At 64.7% G+C, this 21,799-nt stretch carries 18 protein-coding genes; 12 read left to right on the plus strand and 6 right to left on the minus strand.

Annotated features, from left to right (window positions below; all coding sequences use genetic code 11):
* Positions 1–71: 71 nt before the first annotated feature.
* The gene (locus HWE17_RS04290; RefSeq protein ID WP_176387930.1) at positions 72–1,574 is read right to left on the minus strand and encodes a hypothetical protein; all 1,503 of its coding nucleotides are present in this window, start codon (positions 1,572–1,574) and stop codon (positions 72–74) included.
* Entirely contained in the window at positions 1,571–2,455 is an 885-nt protein-coding gene (locus tag HWE17_RS04295) for a hypothetical protein (protein ID WP_176387931.1), read from the minus strand. Before HWE17_RS04295 ends, HWE17_RS04290 begins: the two co-directional genes overlap by 4 nt.
* Positions 2,456–2,623: 168 nt before the next feature.
* On the opposite strand from HWE17_RS04295, the gene HWE17_RS04300 reads away from it, so the two are divergent.
* Both HWE17_RS04300 and HWE17_RS04305 read left to right on the plus strand, forming a co-directional pair.
* The gene (locus HWE17_RS04300; RefSeq protein WP_176387932.1) at positions 2,624–3,541 is read left to right on the plus strand and encodes a hypothetical protein; all 918 of its coding nucleotides are present in this window, start codon (positions 2,624–2,626) and stop codon (positions 3,539–3,541) included.
* Between the two features lie 143 nt (positions 3,542–3,684).
* Positions 3,685–4,059 (plus strand): apolipophorin, encoded by a 375-nt coding sequence (locus tag HWE17_RS04305; protein ID WP_255206110.1) that lies wholly within the window; start codon positions 3,685–3,687, stop codon positions 4,057–4,059.
* A 45-nt stretch (positions 4,060–4,104) separates the two neighbouring features.
* Here the strand turns inward: HWE17_RS04305 and HWE17_RS04310 are convergent, their stop codons facing one another.
* The 4 genes from HWE17_RS04310 to HWE17_RS04325 all read right to left on the minus strand — a co-directional run bounded on the left by HWE17_RS04310 (position 4,105) and on the right by HWE17_RS04325 (position 10,933).
* Positions 4,105–6,147 carry a tetratricopeptide repeat-containing diguanylate cyclase gene (locus HWE17_RS04310; RefSeq protein WP_255206111.1) on the minus strand — a complete coding sequence of 681 codons (2,043 nt, stop codon included), beginning with the start codon at positions 6,145–6,147 and terminating at the stop codon, positions 4,105–4,107.
* 183 nt (positions 6,148–6,330) lie between these two features.
* Positions 6,331–8,136, minus strand: a complete 1,806-nt coding sequence (locus tag HWE17_RS04315) for an ABC transporter ATP-binding protein (RefSeq protein ID WP_176387933.1) — start codon at positions 8,134–8,136, stop codon at positions 6,331–6,333.
* A complete protein-coding gene (locus HWE17_RS04320; RefSeq protein ID WP_176387934.1) occupies positions 8,126–9,877 on the minus strand; it encodes an ABC transporter ATP-binding protein in 1,752 nt (583 codons plus the stop codon). The genes HWE17_RS04315 and HWE17_RS04320 overlap by 11 nt, the downstream gene beginning before the upstream one ends.
* A gap of 165 nt (positions 9,878–10,042) precedes the next feature.
* Positions 10,043–10,933, minus strand: a complete 891-nt coding sequence (locus HWE17_RS04325; protein ID WP_176387935.1) for a phasin family protein — start codon at positions 10,931–10,933, stop codon at positions 10,043–10,045.
* Between the two features lie 369 nt (positions 10,934–11,302).
* Here HWE17_RS04325 and HWE17_RS04330 point away from each other — a divergent pair, with 369 nt between their 5' ends.
* The 10 genes from HWE17_RS04330 (at position 11,303) to xylB (ending at position 21,694) form a co-directional block, all read left to right on the plus strand.
* Positions 11,303–12,577 (plus strand): amidohydrolase family protein, encoded by a 1,275-nt coding sequence (locus HWE17_RS04330; RefSeq protein WP_176387936.1) that lies wholly within the window; start codon positions 11,303–11,305, stop codon positions 12,575–12,577.
* 35 nt (positions 12,578–12,612) lie between these two features.
* On the plus strand, positions 12,613–13,131 hold the full coding sequence (locus tag HWE17_RS04335; RefSeq protein WP_176387937.1) for a GNAT family N-acetyltransferase: 519 nt from the start codon (positions 12,613–12,615) through the stop codon (positions 13,129–13,131).
* The gene (locus HWE17_RS04340; protein ID WP_255206112.1) at positions 13,128–13,670 is read left to right on the plus strand and encodes a GNAT family N-acetyltransferase; all 543 of its coding nucleotides are present in this window, start codon (positions 13,128–13,130) and stop codon (positions 13,668–13,670) included. Before HWE17_RS04335 ends, HWE17_RS04340 begins: the two co-directional genes overlap by 4 nt.
* A gap of 145 nt (positions 13,671–13,815) precedes the next feature.
* On the plus strand, positions 13,816–15,078 hold the full coding sequence (locus HWE17_RS04345; protein ID WP_255206113.1) for a sugar ABC transporter substrate-binding protein: 1,263 nt from the start codon (positions 13,816–13,818) through the stop codon (positions 15,076–15,078).
* 169 nt (positions 15,079–15,247) lie between these two features.
* Complete coding sequence (locus HWE17_RS04350; RefSeq protein WP_176387939.1) at positions 15,248–16,138, plus strand: carbohydrate ABC transporter permease; 891 nt, start codon at positions 15,248–15,250, stop codon at positions 16,136–16,138.
* A 176-nt stretch (positions 16,139–16,314) separates the two neighbouring features.
* Positions 16,315–17,091, plus strand: a complete 777-nt coding sequence (locus tag HWE17_RS04355) for a carbohydrate ABC transporter permease (RefSeq protein ID WP_369681705.1) — start codon at positions 16,315–16,317, stop codon at positions 17,089–17,091.
* A gap of 10 nt (positions 17,092–17,101) precedes the next feature.
* Complete coding sequence (locus tag HWE17_RS04360) at positions 17,102–18,142, plus strand: NAD(P)-dependent alcohol dehydrogenase (RefSeq protein ID WP_176387941.1); 1,041 nt, start codon at positions 17,102–17,104, stop codon at positions 18,140–18,142.
* Positions 18,143–18,144: 2 nt separating this feature from the next.
* Complete coding sequence (locus HWE17_RS04365; protein ID WP_176387942.1) at positions 18,145–19,269, plus strand: ABC transporter ATP-binding protein; 1,125 nt, start codon at positions 18,145–18,147, stop codon at positions 19,267–19,269.
* Positions 19,270–19,304: 35 nt separating this feature from the next.
* Complete coding sequence (locus tag HWE17_RS04370; protein ID WP_035821643.1) at positions 19,305–20,195, plus strand: AraC family transcriptional regulator; 891 nt, start codon at positions 19,305–19,307, stop codon at positions 20,193–20,195.
* Positions 20,196–20,212: 17 nt separating this feature from the next.
* The gene (xylB, locus tag HWE17_RS04375) at positions 20,213–21,694 is read left to right on the plus strand and encodes a xylulokinase (RefSeq protein WP_176387943.1); all 1,482 of its coding nucleotides are present in this window, start codon (positions 20,213–20,215) and stop codon (positions 21,692–21,694) included.
* Positions 21,695–21,799: the final 105 nt, after the last annotated feature.

Raw genomic sequence — 21,799 nt, forward strand, 5'->3', positions numbered from 1 at the left:
AGCCAACAATGTTGTCGGATTACGCGGGGCTTTGCCCCGCTAATCCAACCTACGCCTGACCTCGCTTCTTACTACACCACGACGATATTTGCCTGCGCCTTGAGCGGGCAGGGTAATGTATCGTCGAAGGTGATTTCGATGGCGCTGGCGACGAACATGCCGCCGATGTGCTGGGCGGCGATTTCCGGCGGCGTGCCGGGCTTGGTCAGGTTGACGTCCTGGGCGAAAACGAAGACTCGCCAGGTGCCGTAGACCTTTTGATCATATTGCAGCAGGGTGCGGTAAGCGCGCTTCAAGTCCAGGCTGCCTGCATACACGCCATCGTTGGCGCCCGGGTCGAAGCCCAGGCCGTCGTCGGTCAGCGATTCCACGAAATACAGTCCTTGCGGCGCCTGGAACAGCACGAAGGCATACAGCTCCGTGCCGCGGAAGACATTGCCATTGTCGCGCTGGAAGCTGGCGCGTATCCACAGCGGTTCATACGCCTGCACGACGGCGGGCGTATCCGTTTCCACGGGCCCTGCCACGTGGATGTTGACTTGCGTTTCGGTGACGGCATGCTGGTAGGTGGCGCCCGTGGTGAAACGCTGATATTCCCAGCTGATGTCGGCCGTGTAGGGCAGGCCCGCGTTCGGCGCTTCGGGCAGCACCCATTTCGCCACCACGCGCTCGGCCAGGGTCAGTTCGCCGGCGGCCGGTGGTGTTGCTTCCTGGCCACGCCAGAACGGGTCCGCGATATCGGAGCAGGCGACGGCGATGGCGCCCGAGGCGATGGCCGAGGCCACACCCGCCACCGTGAATTCGGGCTGGCCCGAGCCGGCCCCTTCGAGCGAGCAGCAATCGACGCTGGGATCGGTTTCCTCGAAACTGCCGCCCACGCTGAAGCTGGCCTTGCCTGAACCGAGCGCGGCAGAAATGATGGCCACCAGCGCGGCGATAATGGCGATGATAATGGCAAGAACCTTCCACCACGGATCGGAAAACGGCAGCTCGCCATGCGTGCCGGCGTAGGCGGGATTCGGCGTCCAGACGAGGGTCATGCCGGTCGGCACGATCGGTCCCAGGCCGGGCGGACAGCGGCACTCTTTTCCATCATTGCCCGTGCTGCCCCAGCGCTTGCCCGGCAGGTGGCCTTGCGGCTTGGACAGTTCCAGGGTGCCTTCCTCGACCGTGCACGTGTAGGTATTGGTGGCGCTGTCGAAGCGCGTTTGCGACACAAAAATCTGCTGGATCGAGCGGTGCGGCGTGTAGCCGTCCGCCTTGGCGACAAAGCTGACGAGGCGCTTGCCGGGCGCCGCATGCTGGAAGTCGGCATCCCACATCACCAGCATGGCCGCGCCGGCGGGAATACTGGCAAAGAAAAAGGTGCGCGCCACGGGCACGATGCCGGGGTCGCCCACGCTTTCCAGGTACACGGTGACATTCGTCAGGACGCTGCCCGACGTGTTGGTGACGTGGGCGGCGATGCGCAAGCCATAGATGGCATTGTCGAAGATGCCATCGGGCAGCATGATATTGGTGACGGGTTCGATCGCGAACGGCCGCGTCAGCACCTGCAGGGGGGTATCGCTCATGATGCTTGCTCCTCGGGGCTGTGCTGCTCTTGCGTCTGCTCTTGCGCTTGCTCTTTCTCCAGGTCGGTGACGACATACGTGACGCCGCCCATGAGCTTGCCATCCTGGTTCTCCAGCACGCGCAGCAGCGCATACTGGCGTGGCGGCAAGGCTTCGGCGCGCAGGCTCAGGTACACGGCTTGCGCCTGGCCGCGCGGCACTTCCAGCGCCAACGTTTGCTCGCCGGGTGCATCGCCATTGCAATGGGGCGTGCGCGCCAGGCCCGCTACCAGGCGCGCCTCTTTGGCTGGCTGCCATCGCTCCAGTCCCAGGGTGGCCAGCAGGCGCTCGGGCAGCTCGCCGCCCTGCTCAATGTGCAGTTCCACTTTTTTTGTTGCGCGGGGCAGGGCCGCCACCGCGATGGACAGCAATTGCGCGCGCCGGGCTGCCAGCACCACGGTGACGTTGCGCTGGGCGATCTGCTCGTGCTGTTTGGGCTGAAAGGGAAAACCGTTGGGCAGGGGATCGGGCAGCGGATTGATGTCGCCCGGGCCGTGGGCCACGGCCAGCAGGCATTCGTGGCCGCCATTGACGATGACGGGGACCCAGGGCACCAGGCACAGCACTTCTTGCGTGGCGCCCGGTGGCAAGTCGGCAAACGCGGAGCCGACCTGCGTGGCGGCGCCGACGGCGATCTGGCCGGAAGGGTCGGCCCAGTAAAAATCCACGCGCACGCCGTTCGAGGCGCTGTCGCCCGTGTTGTGCACGCGGCCCCACAGGTAGTTGGTAGTGCCGGCGATGGGCGCGCCGGGCGGACCATTCGGATCATTGCCCGGCACGACCCAGATATCGGCGCTGTCCCACCAGGGCTGGCCGTCTTCGATGATCAGGTGGGCTGACATGGCGTTCTCCTTGTCCTTGACCGGTGCTTCCAGCTTAGGCCGCGGCGGCGGATGCTTTTTGATCGGTATCAAGGCGATGGAACACGGCGCCGGTGCGCCGTTGCCGTGCTTGCGTAAGGTAATATTGCGGCAGAACGCAGTGGAATGACTCCAGGAAAAGGTTGGAATGTGCTTGAAACAGTGAATGATGTTTGCATCAGCGCCGCTTGCGGCCGGACCTTGCCGCTGCGCGTGGCGCATTGCCCATTTTGCGGCGCGCGCCAGGTGGCGCAAGCGCCTGTTCTGGAGAAAACCGTGGCGCCGCCGCAGCCGCGCATGCCGCCGCCGGTGCCCGTGGCTCAGCCCACTCCTGCGCCGCAGCCTGTGCCGACAGTCTCCGCTCCCCAGCCTGCCCCGCCACCGCCACCGCCATCGCCTGCCGCGCCAGCCAAGGCGCCGCCCGCCAAGCCTGCCGCCAGGGGTTCTGTGCCGCCGCCGCGCCCGCCCGTACGCTTGCGCACGTGGATCGCGGCGGCAGTGGTGCTGACCGGTATCTGGTTCTTCAACAAGCCGGCCGACAAGCCGGCCAGCGTGGCGGAACAGGTCGAGGCCGCCACTGCGCTGGCGGCGCAGTGCGACCTGGACGGGGCGCGCAGCGCGCTGGCCGTGCTGAAAAGCGCCAAGGCGCCCGCCGCGCAGATGAAGCGCTTGCAGGCGAGCATCACCAAGTCCGCGGCGGCTTGCGACAAGCAACAGCAGCGGGCGCAGGCGTGGCTGGCGCTGCAGGGCAGCGTCAACCAGGCGCTGGACGCGGGCAAGCCGGAGCTGGCCGCCACGCGCCTGGCCATCTACGTGAAACGCTGGGGCGACGATCCCGACACCCTGGAACTCGACGCCAGGGTGAAGGTGGCGCAGGCGAGCGTCCAGCTCGATGCTGCCGACGCCTGTCTGGCCAAGGGCGACCGGGTCTGCCTGGAAAACAGCCTGATCGCCGCCGAGCGCTACAAGCGGCCGGAACTGGCCGCGCGCACGCAGACGCTGCGTACGGCGCTGTCGCAATTGCTCGAACGTTCGCTGCTGGATGCGGCCCCGGTCCAAGGCCAGTAGCGCAAAGCAGTGTCCCTGTCATGCCCGCTTGGCGGGGGAAAGGCGCCGTGAAAAATATCAAGATACCATTGCTTACAACTACGCCACAAAAGCGTGTTTTTATGTGCGTTAGCGAACGCTAGAAAATTTTAGGCCGGTGTATATTGCAAACTGATCTGTGTCTTTTGATAACAATGAAAGGGAATATCATGAAAGTAAGCAAAAATTGGATGACCGTGTGCGCCGCCGGGATGATGGTTGTGGCACTGGCTGCCTGCCAGAAGAAGGATGATGTCGCTGCCGGTCCTGCTGAACAAGCTGGCCAGAAGATCGATGCGGCCGCTGCCAAAGCTGAAGCCGACATCAAGGCCGCCGCTACCAAAGCCGATGCTGCCGTGAGCCAGGCCGCTGCCGATACGGGCGCCAAGATGGACCAGGTTGCCGCTGACGCCGACAGGAAAATGAGCGAAGCGGCCGATGCCGTCGGCAAGAAAGTGGAAAAAGCCGGCGAAAAGATGCAGGACGCCGCGCACAAGTAATCTCGCCAGGGCCGGCCAGCGCCGGCCCGGTTCCCGCAGTTGCCGTCAGGTGATGGCAGCTGCGGCGACGCCATCGCTGGCCTGTTTTGCTTGCGTCACCGACTTTTCCATCCCGTCCGTCCCCCCCAGCACCACGCTCAAATCGACAAAGCCGTCGCGCCAAGCGCGTTCCAGGTCTTGCTCCACCGCTTCCAGTGTCGTTTTTTCCACCTGCCGAAAACCGCGCAAGCCATACGCCCGGTTGCGCCCGTGCGCCTTGGCCAGGTACAGCGCCATGTCGATCAGGTTGACGCTGCGTTCCCACGTGAGCGGGCGTCCCAGCGGCGCCAGCGGATAGGGCGCAAAACCGACGGATACGTGCACCTGGATGGCCTGTCCCTGGTAGTGGATGCTTTGCGCCGCCATGCCGTTGAGGATGCGCCGCGCGATATCGTCGAGCCCGTCGCGCGCGACGGCCGGCAGGAAGGCGAGGAATTCCTCGCCGCCCCAGCGCACGATCATGTCCGTTTCGCGCAACACCTCGTGCAAGGTTTCGGCGATCGTCGTCAGCACCAGGTCGCCCGCCGCATGGCCGTAACGGTCATTGATGTGCTTGAAATGGTCGACGTCGAGCAGGAACAGCGCACCGACGACATCGGTACCGCCATAGGAAGGCTGCGGCTTGCCCGCATGGCTGCGCATGAATTCCTGGAAATGGCGGCGGTTGTACAGGGACGTCAGCGGGTCGCGCGAACTCTGGCGCTTGAGTTCCTGGTTTTTCACCTTCAGCTGCACGTTCGCGTGGCGCACCTTGCGGTACAGCAAGCCGACGATGACGGACGCCATGGCCAGTACCAGCGCCAGCAGCCACCACACGCGCTGCTGCAGGCGGCGGTTGTCGATTTCCGTGCTCTTGAGCTGATTCTCGCGGCTCAGCAGCTCGATCTGGCGCTGTTTCTTTTCCGCCTCATACTTTTCTTGCAGCTCATACACGGCCTTTTGCCGCTGCTTTTCGAACAGCTGGTTAGAGATGCCCCGTTCACGGTGGTAGGCCGTCACGGCGCCGCGCATGTCGCCCGCCTTTTCCAGCGCCATGCCGTATTCCAGCAGCACGGCCTGCATGTCCGGCTGGTTGGCCGTGCGTTCGTAGTAGGCCAGGCCCGTGGCCACGCTTTGCTTGCCTTCCTGCAAGCGTCCCTGGCCGATCAGCGCCTGGCCGATGTTCAGGCGCGCCGTCGCTTCCACCTGTTCATTGTTGACCAGGCGCGCCGCCGTGATGGCTTCATTCGCATAGCGCAGGGCGCGCGCGTAATCGCCTTCCTTCAGGTAGCTGTCCGACAGATTGACGAGGGTCACGGCCACCATGCCGCGCGCGCCCAGCTGGCGTTCCAGCGCCAGGGCCGCCAGCAGGGCGCGCTGGCCCCGCTGCGGCTGCTGCGCGTCGAGCGCCAGCCCGTATTCCGTATTCTTTGCCTGCGCCATGCGGCCTGGCGATGCCAGCGTGCCTGACACGGCCAGCAATTCGTCGAGCACCTCGAAGCCCTTGTCGTATTCGCGCATCTGCGTGTATAGCAGGGTGAGGGCATTCAGGGCGGCGGCCAGGCTGGAAGGGGAATTGCTCTGGCGCGCCAGGTCGACGGCCGCCTGCAGCTTGGCCAGCGCAAACGGGAAATTGCCTTCCTCGGCCCACGACTGGCCCGCGCTGATGGTGGCCTGCACGCGCACGGGCAAGTCGTCGGTGCGGTTGGCGATGCGTTCCGCCTCGAAGGCCAGCAAGTGCGAGGCGCGGCGCTCGTTCATGGCGAACGTGACGTAAGCTTTGCAGAGCATGCCTTTCGCCAGCGCCACGTCGCTCTTGTTCAGGCGGGCGTAGGCGATCAGCTCCTCGGCCAGCTGCATGGCGATATCGTTCTGCCCCAGACGCATGCGGACGGTACTCAGCTGTGTCAGGAATTCCGCGCGCACGGGCAGGGGCGCGCTGCGCGCCTGCGTTTCCACCTCCTGCAGGCGCTGCAGGGCGCGCGCGGGCACGAAGCGGCCATCTTCGCGCACGGCGGCAATATGCTGCTCCAGCTTGCTGACCTGGGCATGGGCGGCGGGCGGCAGCATGCAGGCCAGTACCAGCAGCCAATGCGCCTTTCGCCATGATGCCCGTCTCTGTCTGCCTGCCAACGTCCCGCTCCCGCAATGACCACCTGTCTGTAACAGATTATATTCTGTTGCAATCAAGAAATATCATGCGGTGCGCAGAAATTTGCGAAAGTGCACACGGCAGGCATTGACAAGGCAGCCTTACTGCGCCAGCTGCTGCAGCAGGTACAGGCGCTGGTACAAGCCGCCTTCGATCTGCATCAGGGCGTCGTGCGGCCCCGCTTCCGTGATGCGGCCATGGTTCAGCACGATGATACGGTCGGCCTCGCGGATGGTCGACAGGCGGTGGGCGATGGCGACGATGGTGACCTTGCCGCGCAACTCGTTGAGGGCCAGCTGCACGATCTGCTCCGTCTGGCTATCGATGCGCGACGTCGCTTCGTCCAGCAGCAAGATGCGCGGCTGGCCGGCCAGCGCGCGGGCAATGGCGATCAGCTGCTTTTGCCCCGACGACAGGCGCGAGCCGCCTTCGCCCAGCGGCGTATCGTAGCCGTGTTCCAGCGCGGCGATGAAGTCGTGCGCATGCGCGGCGCGCGCGGCCGTCTCGATCTGCGCCTGCGTGTAGCCGCGGCCCATGTCGATGTTTTCGCGCGCCGAGGCGGCCAGCAGGAAGGGGTCTTGCGGCACCAGGCCCACGTCGGCGCGGAAGTGCTCGTTGTCGATGCTGTCGAGGGCCACGCCATTGATGGCGATGCTGCCCTGCGTGACGGGGTAAAAGCGCAGCAGCAAGGAGAGCAAGGTCGACTTGCCGCTGCCCGTGTGGCCGACGATGCCGAAGAACGCTCCTTGCGGTATCGACAGCGACAGCTCGTGCAGCACGGGCTGGTTTTCCACGTAGGCGAACGTCAGGTTCTGGATGTCGACGGCGGGCAGGGCGCTGTCCGCTTTTGCCTGCCGCAGGGCCGGTGTTTCCCTTCCCTGTGCATGTTCGAGCGCCTGCGCTTCGTCCAGCAGGGCCGAGACACGCGCCGTCGCCACCACCGATTGCTGCAGCTGGCTGAATTGCATGGTGATCTGGATCAGCGGCTCAATCACGCGCGCGATGTAGCTGATGAACGCGTACAGCACGCCCACTTCCACGGCGCCCATCTCGCGCCGGCCGAAGCTGAAGATGACGACGGCCAGCAGCACGATATTGAGCATGTCGAGCGCGGGGCGCAGCAGCCAGGCGTTGGCGCGCAATTCCTGCATGCGCGCCGTGTAATGATTTTGGTTGATGCCCGTGAAGCGCGCGCCGAAGCGCTTTTCCGCGTTATTCGCCTGCAGCACGCTCATGCCGCCGATCGATTCGGCGATCTGGCCATTGATCTCGCTGCGCAGGGCGCGCGCGCGCGTGACGGCCGGCGCGCTCCAGCGCTGGTACAGGAAGACGATGACCAGCACGGCCGGCAGCAGGGCCAGCACGATCAGCATCAAGCGCCAGTCGAGGAAGGCCATGGCGGCCATGGTGCCGACCAGGACGATGGAGCTGTCGAGGATGACGAACAGCACCTGCACGTACAGCGATTTCACCGCCTCCGTGTCGTTGGTGACTCTGCTGACCAGCTGGCCCGTGATGGCGCGGTCGAAAAAACTCATCGGCAGGCGCAGCACGTGCTGGTAGACGGTTTCGCGCAGGCGCTGCACCGAGCGCATGGCCAGGCCGGACAGGCGCACCAGCTGCAAATAGCGCAGGCCGGAAGCGACCCAGCCCGTCAGCAGGCAGCCACCCAGCAGTAATGACATGCGCGTCCAGTCCAGGTTGCGCGGCAGCAGATGCTGGTCGATCAGGGCCTTGCCCAGGATCGGTCCCGTCACTTCCAGGGCGGCGGCGAGGATCAGCCAGAACGTGGCCCAGTATAAATGGCGCAGGTCGGGCGCGGCGGCGCGGCGCAGCAGGCCGATGGCTTGCGCGGCCTGGCGGCGCACGGATTGCGTGGCGTTGGCTTGGTCGGTCTTAGATGGCATCGAGGCTGGCTTCCAGTTGTTGATAGCGCCACTGGCTGGCATACCAGCCGTCGCGCTGCATCAGCGCGTCGTGGTTGCCCGTTTCCGTGACGTGGCCGTCGCGCAGCACCAGGATCAGGTCGGCGTTGACGACGGCGCTCAGGCGGTGGCTGGCGATGATGGCGCTGCGCTCGGGGCGGCGCGCGCGCAGTTCTTCCAGGTGCTGCAGGATGCGCGTTTCCGTGCCCGTGTCGACGGCGGACAGCGCATCATCGAGCAGCAGCAAGCCGTTGTCGGCCAGCAGCGCCCGGGCAATCGCCACGCGCTGGCGCTGGCCGCCGGACAAGGTGATGCCCTTTTCGCCCACGTGGGTGGCATAGCCTTCGGGAAATTGCAGGATATCGTCGTGGATGTCGGCCAGCTGCGCCGCCCGTTCCACTTCCTCGCGCGTGGCGCCGGGGCGGGCCAGGGCGATATTGTCGGCGATGGTGGCGGAGAACAAAAACGACTCCTGCGGCACCCAGCTGATGGCCGCGCGCAGCGCGTGCAGGGTGTAGGCGTCGAGCGCCTCGCCATTCCACGTGGCTTGACCTGATTGCGGCGTCACCTGGCGCAGCAGTACGCGCAGCAGGGTCGACTTGCCGCTGCCCGTCGGGCCCACCAGACCCAGGGTCTGGCCAGGTTGCAAACGCAGCGAAATGCCGGACAGGGCCGGCGCCGTCTGGCCCGCGTAGGCGAAGCCGACGTCCTGCAATTGCAGGGGGCCGGGCGTCAGGGTGGCGATGGTGCCATGGTCGTCGATGGCCAGCGGCGCGTCTAACATGGGTTGCAAGCGCTGCCAGGCGGCGCGGCCCCGTTCGATCAAGGAGAGTACCCAGCCGGCGGCGAACATGGGCCAGATCAGCTGGCCCAGGTACATGGAAAAGCTCGTCAGCGCACCGATGGTCAGCTGGTCTTGCCATACGAGGTAGCCGCCCAGGCCCAGGGTCAGCGCCGTGGCGGCCGTCAGGGTCAGGCCGACGGCCGGTTCATACGCCGCTTCCCAGCGCTGCGCCGTCAGGCTGGCGTTGGCCGCGTGGCCGGCCAGGGTGGAGAACTGCTTGCTGCTGCGCTCTTCCAGGCCCAGCGCGCGCAAGGTGCGCACGCCCGACAAGGATTCCTGCACATGGTCGTTCAGCGCGGAAAAGCGCTTTAAGGAATCCGTCGACGCCGTGTGGATATGGCTCGAGATGCGCCAGAAGGCCAGTCCCATCAACGGGAAGGGCAGGAGGGCGATGCAGGCCAGACGCCAGTCCACGCCCAGCAGCATGATGCCCAGCACCATCAGCAAGGTCAAGGTGCCGTCGAAGCCGGCCAGCATGGCTTCGCCGGCGGCCATTTCGATGGCGTCGATGTCGTTTGTCGCCAGCGCCATCAGGTCGCCCGTGCGCTGGTTCTGGTAAAACGACGCGCCCTGCTGCGACATGCGCGTGTAGAAACGCGTGCGCAGCATCACGCCCAGCTGGTAGGCGGCCTTGAACAGGGTGATGCGCCAGCCCACACGCAGGAAATAGATGACGACGCCAACGGCGAGCAGGGTCAGCAGCTCAAGCCACAGTTCGGCCGCCGTCATGCGGTGCGCGGCCAGTGCGTCGATGATGGCGCCCACGCGGCGCGGGATCCAGACGGTCAGTGTTGCCACGCCTGTCAGCATGACGGCAGCGGCGGCATACGCCGGCCAATGCTGACGCACGAAGCCGGCGATGAGCCTCGATAAACTCATGGTTACCTTTTGTTTTTAGTAATGGGGTGTCGCGGGGCGGAAGGACGGGCACGCGGACGGAAAGTACGCGTAGGATACAACAAGGCGGAAAAGCGCGCTGTGGACGGGCACGCAAAAAACGGGCCGTAGCCCGTTGTTTTGCTGCGTCAGTGGCGTGCGCGAGGCTTACTTGCGGCCGCTGCCGCTGCCTTTGCCGCCGCCCAGCATGTCGAGCTGTTTCGATGGCGTGCCCTTGGGCGCAACCTTGGCTGCCGGCTTGGCGGCTGGCGCTGGCGCGTGCCTGACGGCGGCCTTGGCTACGGTCTTGCCGGCGGCGCTGGCCGGCTTGGCGGCCGGTTTGCTCGAAGGAACTGGTTTGGCGGCCGGTTTGGCCGGTGCTGGCGCGGCGGCTTTCGCTGGCGCAGGTGCAGGTGCAGCTGCAGGTGCGGGCTTGGCCGCTTCCGGCTTGGCTGCCGGTTTGGCCGCCGGCTTGACTTCCACGGCTTTCACTGCTGGCTTGTCGGCAACCTTCTCGGCAACCTTGGCAGGCGCTGCCGCTGGCTTGGCTGCCGGTGCGGCGACAGGGGCAGGCGCGGGCGCCGCCTTGGCGACGGGCTTGGCCACTTCGGCAGGCTTGGCGGCAACGGGCGCTGGCGCCGCTGCTGGCGCTGGCGCAGCAAGGGGAGCGGCAGGTGCCGGTGCGGCAGCGACAGGAGCTGGGGCGGGTGCGGCAACAGGGGCGGCCGCATCGAGGCGATCCTTGGCCGAAGCCAGCAATTCAGCCTGGGTGCTCGAAGCGATGCCGAACAGCTGGCGGCTGTAGGCCAGCACGCTCTCGATGTTCGGTTGTGCCTGGCTGCTGCTGTAGCTGAAGAAGTCGCGCGGGTCCTGCGTTTCCAGCAGGTGCTGCGCCGTTTCCGCCGTCTGCGAGATGGCGGCCTTGCCGGCGTTCAGGTTCAGCGCGATGATTTTCTCGGCGCTTTCAAAGACTTTGCTGGTCAGGGTGCTGAAGATTTGCAGCTGGCTTTCCAGTTGCGACTTGGCGGCGCTGGAAAATTGTTCAGGAAGCGGAAACATATTTACTCCTTTGTACGGATTAAAATGCTGGCAAAACGCTCTGCAAAATCCCGAAAACCAGAGTTGGCCGCGTTTTGTAAAGTAGGTAGCGCGCGAATAGACTGTTTATGATGCAACGCAATATGAATATTCTAGCGGTGATTCGAGTTAGTTGAAAGCTATTTTCTCAAGGGCGTGCGCCGCAGGCTTGCCGCATTTAGGCGCCCGGCAGCATTTGCCGGAAGTTTGCGCGCGCGCAAAGCGTTGTCAGGGAATCTATGGCTACGCTTTTGCCAGTGACTATATTCTTGCACTGCAGCATCCTTGAAGCGATAAGCTGACAATGCACTGGAAGCGCCAGATACCGTAGTCAACCGAAGGAGTGTCCGCATGGACCTAGTCATCCGCAATGCCAGCCTGCCCGACGGGCGCCGCGCCATCGATATCGCCATCGAGGGCGGCCGCATCGCCGCCGTCGGCACCGCCTTGCCCGTGACGGGCGCGCAGGAGATCGACGCCGCCGGCGACCTCGTCACGCCGCCGTTCGTCGACGCGCACTTCCACATGGACGCCACGCTCAGCTACGGCTTGCCGCGCGTGAACGCTTCCGGCACCCTGCTCGAAGGCATCGCCCTGTGGGGAGAATTGAAACCGCAACTGACGCAGGACGCGCTGGTGGCGCGCGCCTTGCAGTATTGCGACTGGGCCGTGGCGCGCGGCTTGCTGGCCATCCGCTCGCACGTCGATATTTGCGACCCGCGCCTGCTGGCCGTCGAAGCGCTGCTCGACGTCAAGCGGCAAGTGGCGCCGTATCTCGATTTGCAACTGGTGGCCTTCCCGCAGGATGGCATCCTGCGCAGTCCCGGCGCCTTCGACAATCTGAAGCGCGCGATTGCCATGGGCGTCGACGTGGTGGGCGGCATCCCGCATTTCGAACGCACCATGGCCGACGGCGCGGAATCCGTGCGCCTGCTGTGCGAATTCGCCTGCGAGCGTGGCCTGATGGTCGACATGCATTGCGACGAGTCGGACGACCCGCTGTCGCGCCACATCGAAACCCTGGCCTTCCACAGCCAGCGCCTCGGCATGCAGGGCAGGGTGACCGGCTCGCACCTGACGTCCATGCATTCGATGGATAATTATTATGTGAGCAAGTTGTTGCCGCTGATCCGCGAGGCGGGCGTGGCGGCCATTGCCAACCCCCTCATCAACATCACCCTGCAGGCGCGCCACGATACGTATCCGAAGCGGCGCGGCATGACGCGCGTGCCCGAGATGCTGGCCGCCGGCATCCCCGTCGCCTTTGGCCACGACTGCGTGATGGACCCGTGGTACAGCCTCGGTTCGGGCGACATGCTGGAAGTGGCGCACATGGGCTTGCACGTGGCGCAGATGACGGGCCAGCAAGCGATGCACGACTGCTTCCTCGCCGTCACCGAGACGCCGGCGGCCATCCTGGGCCTCGATGGCTATGGCATCGCGCCCGGCTGCCATGCGGACTTGCTGATCCTCGATTGCGGCAGCACCGTGGAAGCGCTGCGCCTGCGCGCGGCGCGGCGCCTGGTGCTGCGCCGCGGGAAAGTCGTCAGCGAGGCGCCCCGCGCGCAATCGCGCCTGCACCTGCCGGGGCGTCCGGACAGTGTGAACTTCCGCCTGGGCCGCTGATACAATCAGCCATCACTTGTTATCGGAGCACCGCCTTGAAAGAAATTGATATCCGCCCGGCCAGCGAAGCCGACTTCGACGCCATGTGGGAAATCTTCCACACCCTGGTGGCCGCCGGCGACACCTATTCCTTCCCCGCCGACACGACGCGCGAAGAATGCCACGCCTACTGGTTCGGCCCCGGCGTGCAAAGCTTTGTCGCCGTGATGGGCACGGAGCGGCTGCTGGGCATGTACAAGCTGGTGGCGAACCAGCCGGGCCATGGCGCGCACGTGGCCAATGCCTCGTTCATGGTCGATCCGGCCGCGCAGGGCGTGGGCGTGGGCCGCATGCTGGGTGTGCACTGCATGGAAGAAGCGCGCCGCGCGGGCTACCTGGCGATGCAGTTCAACTTTGTCGTCAGCACCAACCTGGCCGCCGTCACCCTGTGGAAAAAGCTGGGCTTCACGGTCGTCGCCACCCTGCCGCTGGCCTACCGCCACGCGCAGCTCGGCTATGTCGATGCCTACGTGATGTACCAGCTGCTGACCGACCCGATGCAGTGGCCGGCATGAGCGGCGCCGCGACAGAGCCGATGACCGTGATCGAGACGCCCCGTCTGCGCCTGCGCACCGCCACCCTGGACGATGCGGCCTTCTACATGGAGCTGGTGAACGACCCGTCGTGGATCGCCAACATCGGCCAGCGCAACATCCACACGCTGGAGGCGGCCCGCGCCGCGCTGGAAACGGGACCCATGGCGCAGTTTCGCGCGCATGGTTATTCGCTGTACATCGTCGAGCGCCGCAGCGATGGCGCGCCCGTGGGCATGGCCGGCCTGGTGCGCCGCGACAGCCTGCCCGGCCCCGATATCGGCTATGCCGTGCGTCCCGCCTACTGGGGCCAGGGCTATGCCTGGGAGGCGACGGCGGCCATTGTGCAGCATGCGCAGCAGGTGCTGCGCCTGCGCACCCTGTACGGCATCACCTCGCAGCAAAACCAGGCATCGATCAATCTGCTCAACAAGCTGGGGCTGCGCTTCGAACGTTTCTCGCGCCTGCCGCCCGAGGGCCGGGAGACGAATATCTACCGCAAGGATTTTCGCCTGGATTGAGGCGGCAAATACGTACCGGAAAAGTGAAAAATAGTATTTAAAATCTGGCCGCTTTTGTAGTGGTGGTGCGCGGTCTTTGTTTTTATAGTTGGCATACCGGTGGAAAACCGCCGGACTATAAAAATGGAGACGTGTTATGAAAATCATGACTGCTGTTGCATGGGGCGCCCTCATGTCCGCCGGGTTTGCAGACGCCTCGGCGCAAAGCTGCTCGGTGCCCGTGCTCAAGGTGCTGGCGCAAAAAAGCCTGGGCTTGACGGTGATGGAAAAGACCCTCGCCGAGTATGAAAAGAAAAGCGGCACCAAGGTACAAATCAGCTATTTCGGCGAAAACGACCGCCGCTCGAAAGCCAGGCTCGACGCTTCCACCAAGGCCGGCTCCTACCAGATCTATTACATCGACGAAGCCAACGTGGCCGAATTTGCCACGGCAGGCTGGGTCGTCCCGCTGCTCAAATACCTGCCCAAGGAGGCCGATTACGAGGACTTCCTGCCGGGCCGCCGCGCCGTCGCCTCGTACAAGGGCGTGGCGTATTTCGCGCCCCTGATCGGCGGCAGCGACTTCCTGTTCTACCGCCGCGACTTGCTGGAAAAGGCCGGCATCGCCGTGCCGAAGACGCTTGACGAACTGGTCGCCGCCGTCAAGAAAATGAACAGCCCGCCGAATGTGTACGGCTGGGCGGCGCGGGGGCAGCGTGGCTCGGGCATGAATGTCTGGCGCTGGTCGCCGTTCATGCTGGCCGCCGGCGGCAAGTGGGAAAAGGACGGCGTACCCACCTTCAATTCGCCGCAGGCCGTGAAGGCCACGACCCTGTACCGCGACCTGTTCAAGTATTCGCCGCCGGGCGGTGCCACCTACGACTGGAGCAATGCGCTCGAGGCGTTCAGGTCGGGCAAGGTGGCCTTCATGATCGAGTCGACGCCGTTTGCCGACTGGATGGAAGACCCGAAGAAATCCTCGGTGGTCGACAAGGTGGGCTACGTGCGCCCGCCCGCGCCGCTGGCATCTGCCGCCTACGGCCATGGCCTGGCCATCTCCGCCACGGGCGCCAGGGATGAATGCACGCGCCAGGCGGCCGGCAAGTTCATCGCTTTCGCCACGGGCAAGGAGCAGGAGCAGGCGCGCCTGAAGGACAACGTCTTCAGCGACTACAACCGCACGAGCACCATCAACAGCGACTACTTCCGCAAGCACGTCAAGCCGCAGATCCAGGCGGGCCTGACGGACACCACGCCCGTCTCGCGCGTCACCATCTGGCCTAGTCCCGAGTGGCCGGATATCGGCGACAACCTGGGCGTCGTGCTCGAAGAAGTCTTTACGGGCACACGCGGCGACGTGCAAAGCGCGTTGGATGAGGCGAATGAGTATGCGACGGAAGTGATGCAACGGGCCAGCAAGCGCAAATAGAGACATCTGACCAAACCTACTGCGCGTCGGTATAGGCGGCCTGCGATGCTCACTATGCATAAAGCACAGTTCCGCTTCTCGGCCACCTCTACCTTCCGCTCGCTACGGTTTTGTCAGGTGTCGTGACGCAGCCTGTTTGCTTGTCCGTTCTCGTTTGAAAGCCATCACCATGCCGCATTCCATCCGTAAAAAACGCCACACCTGGCTGCCGGCCGTGTTCCTTACACTGCCGCTGCTGGTCCTGCTGGTACTGGGCCTGGTGCCCAGTATCGCCGCCATCAACCTGGCCCTGCAAAACCGCGTGCTGCGCTACAGCGACAGCGAATACGTCGGTTTTGCCAATTTTCTCCGCCTGTTCGGCGACCGCCGCTTCGTCAATGCCGTGCAAGTGTCGGCCATCTGGGAAGTGGTGACCGTGGCCGGCTCGCTGATCGTCGGCGTGCTGCTGGCCGTGTTCCTGTTTGAAAAAGTGAAGGGCCGCACGCGTGACATCATCGCGTTGCTCTTGATCGTGCCCGTGCTGCTGCCGCGCGTGTCGGCTGCCTTCATCTGGAAGTTCATGTATTCGCCGCTGATGGGCATCCTCAACTGGATGCTCGAATGCGTGGGACTGGGCGGCACGGCCCTGCTGTCCGACCCCGCCACGGCCCTGTATGCGGTGGCGCTGGTCGACATCTGGCAGTGGGGCCTGTTCTTCGGCGCCGTGATCCTGAAGCTGCTGGAAACCCTGCCCGGCGAACCGCTGGAAGCGGCGCGCCTCGACTACGCCAGCACGCTCCAGGTGTATGCCTACATCGCACTGCCCATGCTGAAGGTGCCCATCATGAGCCTCGTGTTCATCAAGATGGTCGAGTCGCTGCGCTCGTTCGACCTGATCTACGTGATGACCAAGGGCGGCCCCGGCATCTCCACCGAAACCCTGGACATGTATGCGTATGCGCAAGGCATCGGCCTGATGGGCAAGGTGTCGTACGCATCCAGCATGGCCGTGCTGATGATGCTGGCCACGACAGTAATATTCACCCTGCTCTGGAAGCGAGTCGCCAAATGGGAAAACTGACTAAGAACACCCTAACCAAACCTACTGCGCAGCGCGATTTGCGGCCTCCGATGCTCACTGTGCATGCGCACAGCTCCGCTTCTCAGCCACAACTCACATCTGCTCGCAACGGTTTTGTCAGGTGTCTTAGGGTGCTGCGCACCCCGGGCGGCGCCAGCGCCGTCACCACCACCGCCATCACCACCGTGATTATTCTGGTGGCGCTGTTCCCGATCCTGTGGGCCGTGCTCAATTCCTTCAAGGAGCTGATGGATATCGTCACGCCCGTGCCGCGCTTTTTCTTCAGCCCGACCCTGGCCAACTACAAGCAGGTGCTGGCCAGTCCGGAAGTGCTGACGGGACTGGGCAACAGCGTGGCCATCGTCGGCGTGGCCGTGTTGCTGGGCGCCGTGCTGGGCGTGCCGGCCGCGTATGCGATCGCCCGTTATCCGATTCCCGCCAAGAAGGACATCCAGTTCTTCCTGCTGTCGCTGCGCTTTTTGCCGCCGGTCGCCGTCGCCATTCCCTTGATCTCGATCTGGATCGACCTGGGTCTGTACGACTCGCGCCTGTCGATGGTGGTGACGTATCTGCTGGTGACCCTGTCTACCATCATCTGGCTGTCGATTCCCGCGTTTGCCCGCATCCCGAAAGAGATCGAGGAAGCGGCCGCGCTCGACGGCTACGGCCCCTATCAGGTGTTCTGGCACGTGGCCCTGCCGGTGGCCTCGAAAACCCTGATGGGCGGCATCGTCTTCAGCTTCGTGCTGGTCTGGAATGAACTGATGATCGCGCTGGCGCTCACCTCGTCGAAGAGCATGACATTACCCGTGGTGGCGTCGGCCTTCACGTCGATGGGCCAGGAAGTGCCGTGGGGCGTGGTGAACGCTTCCACCGTGCTGCTGGCGCTGCCGCCGCTGCTGTTCGTCGGCATCCTGGGACGGCTGCTCAACTCCATGCTCAAACATAAATAAGGAATTCATCATGCAAGCTCTCGTACTGGAACAAGCGGAAAAAATCACCCTGCGCGACATCGACCTGCCGCTGGCCGTCGGTCCGCGCGACGTGAAAATCAGGATTCATACCGTGGGTATCTGCGGCAGCGATGTGCATTACTTCAAACATGGCAAGATCGGCCCCTTCGCCGTCGAAGCGCCGATGGTGCTCGGCCACGAGGCGTCCGGCGTGGTGGCCGAAGTGGGCGATGGGGTGACGCACCTGAAGGTGGGCGACCGCGTCTGCATGGAGCCGGGTGTGCCGCAGTTCGATTCGCCGGCCACCATGCGCGGCCTGTACAACCTCGATCCTGCCGTGCGCTTTTGGGCCACGCCGCCCATCCACGGTTGCCTCACGCCGTACGTCGTGCATCCGGCCGCCTTTACCTTCAAGCTGCCCGACAACGTCAGCTTCGGTGAAGGCGCCATCGTCGAACCGCTGGCCATCGGCCTGCAGGCGGCGAAGAAGGCGGCCATCAAACCGGGCGACGTGGCCGTGGTGATCGGCGCCGGCACCATCGGCGCCATGAATGCGCTGGCGGCGCTGGCGGGCGGCTGCTCGCGCGTGATCCTGGCCGACCTGGTGCCGGAAAAGCTGGCCCTGTTCGCCGATAACCCCGCCGTGACCACGGTCGACGTGCGCCAGTCCAGCCTGGCGGACACGGTGCGCGCACTGACGGACGGTTGGGGCGCCGACATCGTTTTCGAGGCCAGCGGCAGCATGCGCGCCTACGACAAGATCGTCGACTTGCTGTGCCCGAACGGCTGCCTGGTGCTGGTCGGCATGCCGCCGGATAAGGTACCTTTGGATATCGTCGCCATCCAGGCCAAAGAAGTGCGCATCGAATCGGTGTTCCGCTACGCGAACATCTTCCCGCGCGCCATCGCCTTGCTCGCTTCCGGCAAGATCGACGTCAAGCCCTTCATTTCGCGCACCTTCGGTTTTGCCGATGGCGTGCAGGCGTTCGAGGAAGCGGCCAAGGGCCACCCGCGCGACGTCAAGATTCAAATTGAACTGGCAGGAGACTGATCATGGCAAACATCGCCTGCAGGCAGCTGCACAAGACGTATGACGAGAAGACGGCCGTGCTGCAGCCGTTCGACCTGGAAATCGATGACGGCGAATTCATCGTCCTGCTGGGGCCATCGGGCTGCGGCAAGTCGACCCTGCTGCGCATGATCGCTGGGCTGGAAGACATCAGCGGCGGCGAGCTGCTGATCGGCGGCGCCGTCGTCAACGATTTGCCGCCCCGCGCGCGCAATGTGGCGATGGTGTTCCAGAACTACGCGCTGTATCCGCACATGACGGTGTACGACAATATCGCCTTCGGCCTGCGCCGCCTGAAGGTACCAAGCGACGAGATCGAGCGCCGCGTGCGCGAGGTGGCGGCCATCCTCAGCCTGGACAGCCTGCTCGAGCGCAAGCCGCGCGCCATGTCGGGCGGCCAACAGCAGCGCACGGCCATTGCACGCGCCATGATCAAGACGCCGCAGGTGTTTCTGTTCGATGAACCGCTGTCGAACCTCGACGCCAAGCTGCGCGCACAGCTGCGCGCCGACATCAAGCGCTTGCACCGGCGCCTGCGCACCACCACCCTGTACGTCACGCACGACCAGCTCGAAGCGATGACCCTGGCCGACCGGGTGGTGCTGATGAAGGGCGGGCATATCGAGCAGATCGGCACGCCGGCGGAACTGTACAACCATCCGCGTACCCTGTTCGCGGCCGGGTTCATCGGCACGCCGGCCATGAACTTCATCGATGGCGTCGTCGAAAAAGACGGCGGCCAGACGGTGCTCGTGTGCGCCGGCTACCGCTGGCCATTGATATCGCCCCGCTTCGCGGCGTTGCAGGCGGGTGCGCGCGTGGTCTTCGGCCTGCGCCCGAACCACTTGCGCGCGGCGCTGCCGCAGGAACACGCCGGCAGCCATGGCCTGGCGTGCACCATCGACCTGGTCGAGCTGCTGGGCGCCGAAGCGCTGATCAGCTTTCAGTGCGGCTCCTTGAGCCTGTCCGCGCTGCTGCCGGCGAACGCGGCCAACAGCGCGGCGCAAGTGGGCCAGACCCTGGCGCTGGCCTTCGATGAAGAGCACATGCACCTGTTCGACGCCGACAGCGGTCTGGCTTTGGCGCTCAGTGCTCAGCTAAGTGGTTAGAATAGCTGGCAACGAGACCGCGCAAGGGAACTGCCGTGACGCCTGACCTGGAACTGATCCACAAACCGATCCACGAATCGTTTCGCGCGTGGGCGCACGGCTTTCCGCACACCGTGGCGAAATGGCATTTTCATCCCGAGTACGAACTTCACTTCATCATCACATCGAATGGAAAATTTTTCATCGGCGACCATATCGGCAGTTACGGGGCGGGCAATCTGATCCTGACGGGGCCGAACCTGCCGCACAACTGGGTCAGCGAACTGCCGGAAGGCGTGATCCTGCCCGAGCGCGACCTGGTGCTGCAGTTTTCCGGCGACTTCATCGAACGCTGCGCGCTGCTGTTCCCGGAAATGGCGCCCCTGAAAGCCCTGCTGGGCGAGGCAGGCAGGGGTTTGCAATTTCCCGATGCGCTGGGCCTGCGCCTGGTGCCGCTGATGAAGGAATTGACGACGGCGCAGGGCTTGCGCCGGGTCGAACTGTTTACGCGCCTGTTCGGCGAGCTGTGCGAGTGCCGCGAGCGGCGGCCCCTGGCCAGCGTCACTTACCTGGCGCAGGCGGGCCGCTACATGTCGTCGACCATCAACCTGGTGCTGGCGTATATCAAGCAGAACATCACGCTCGATTTTTGTGAGCAGGACGTGGCCGACGTGGCGGAAATGAACACCTTGAAATTCACGCGTTTCTTCCGCAAGCATACGGGCACGTCGTTCATTCAATACGTCAACCAGGAGCGCATCGCGCTCGCTTGCGAGCTGCTGATGAACACGGACATGAAGGTCACCGATATCTGCTACCGCACGGGCTTCAACAACCTTTCCAATTTCAACCGCCAGTTTTTGGCGCACAAGCAGATGTCGCCGTCGAAGTTCCGCTCCTGCCTGCTGATGAACATGCCCGAGCCGTCCGGCGACGGCCATTCTTAACTTTCTTCTGGAATCAAATGACATATCTCGGTATCGATATCGGCACCTCCGAAATCAAGGCCATCCTCACCGATGACGCTCAGGCCATCCTTGCCAGCGCCGGCGTGGCCTTGCGCGTGTCCAGTCCCCATCCCGGCTGGTCGGAACAGAATCCCGAAGACTGGTGGCACGCCACCCTGGACGTCATCGCCGCCATCCGCGCCGCCCAGCCGGTGGCGTTTTCCGGCTTGCGCGGCATCGCGCTGTCGGGCCAGATGCATGGCGCGACCCTGCTCGACAAGCAGCAGCACGTGCTGCGCGCGGCCATCCTGTGGAACGACACGCGCGCCTTTGCCGAATGCGTGGAACTGGAGGCACTGGTGCCCGAGTCGCGCGCCATCACGGGCAACCAGGCCATGCCCGGCTTCACGGCGCCCAAGCTGCTGTGGCTGCAAAAGTACGAGCCGTCGCTGTTCCGCGCCACGGCCAAGGTCTTGCTGCCCAAGGATTACGTGGCGCTGCGCCTGACGGGCGAGTATGTGTCCGACATGTCCGACGCTTCCGGCACCCTGTGGCTGGACGTGGCCAAACGCGACTGGTCCGAGCGCATGCTGGCGGCGACCGGTTTGACGCGCGAGCACATGCCGCGTCTGGTCGAAGGCAGCGCCGCCGCTGCGCAGGTGCGCCCGTCGCTGTGCCAGGAGTGGGGCATCGCGCACACGGTGCTGCTGGCCGGCGGCGCGGGAGATAACGCAGCAGCCGCCGTGGGCCTGGGTGTGGTGGAGCCGGGCGCCGGCCTGCTGTCGCTGGGGACGTCCGGCGTGCTGTTCGCCGGCAGCGATGGTTTTGCGCCGAATCCGGGCCAGGGCGTGCACACGTTTTGCCATTGCCTGCCCGAGCGCTGGCACCAGATGAGCGTGATCCTCAGCGCCGCGTCCAGCCTCAGCTGGGTGGCGCGGCTGACCCAGTCGAGCGACATCGGCGAATTGGTCAAGCTGGCGGAAAGCGTCGAGGCGCGCACGGCGCCCATCTTCCTGCCGTATTTGAGCGGCGAACGCACGCCGCATAACGACGCCTCCGCGCGCGGCGTGTTTTTTGGTTTGTCGACGGAACACGGGCGCGCCGAACTGGCCTACAGCGTGATGGAAGGCGTGGCCTTTGCCATGGCCGACGGCAATGCGGCCCTGCGCAGCGCCGGCACGCACCTGGAAGAAGCGTCGTTCGTGGGCGGCGGTTCGCGCAGCCGTTTCTGGGCGCAGCTGTGCGCGAATGCCTCGGGCTTGAACGTGCTGCGTCACGACCACGGCGCGGCTGGCGGCACCATGGGCGCGGCGCGCCTGGCGCAGATGGCGGTGACGGGCTTGCCGCCCGCGCAGGTGTGCACGCGCCCAGCCGCGCAGGAGACAATCGCGCCGCAAGCGTCCGCCGTGCTGGACGAGCGCCTGGCGCGCTACCGGCGGCTGTACCCGCTGCTGCGCGCGGAGTTCGCCGGCGCGCCAGGCGAAGGCGTGGCTGGATAGTCAACTTTCCATTGTAATTTGTTGTTTCTATGTTGAAAGTGTTTCTCTAGCGAAAGCGCTGCTTGGTTTTTCCCGGGGCGCGCTCCATGATTTCCCTATTTGGTG

The sequence above is a fragment of the Janthinobacterium sp. BJB401 genome, assembly GCF_013372745.1.
Lineage (GTDB): Bacteria > Pseudomonadota > Gammaproteobacteria > Burkholderiales > Burkholderiaceae_D > Janthinobacterium > Janthinobacterium rivuli.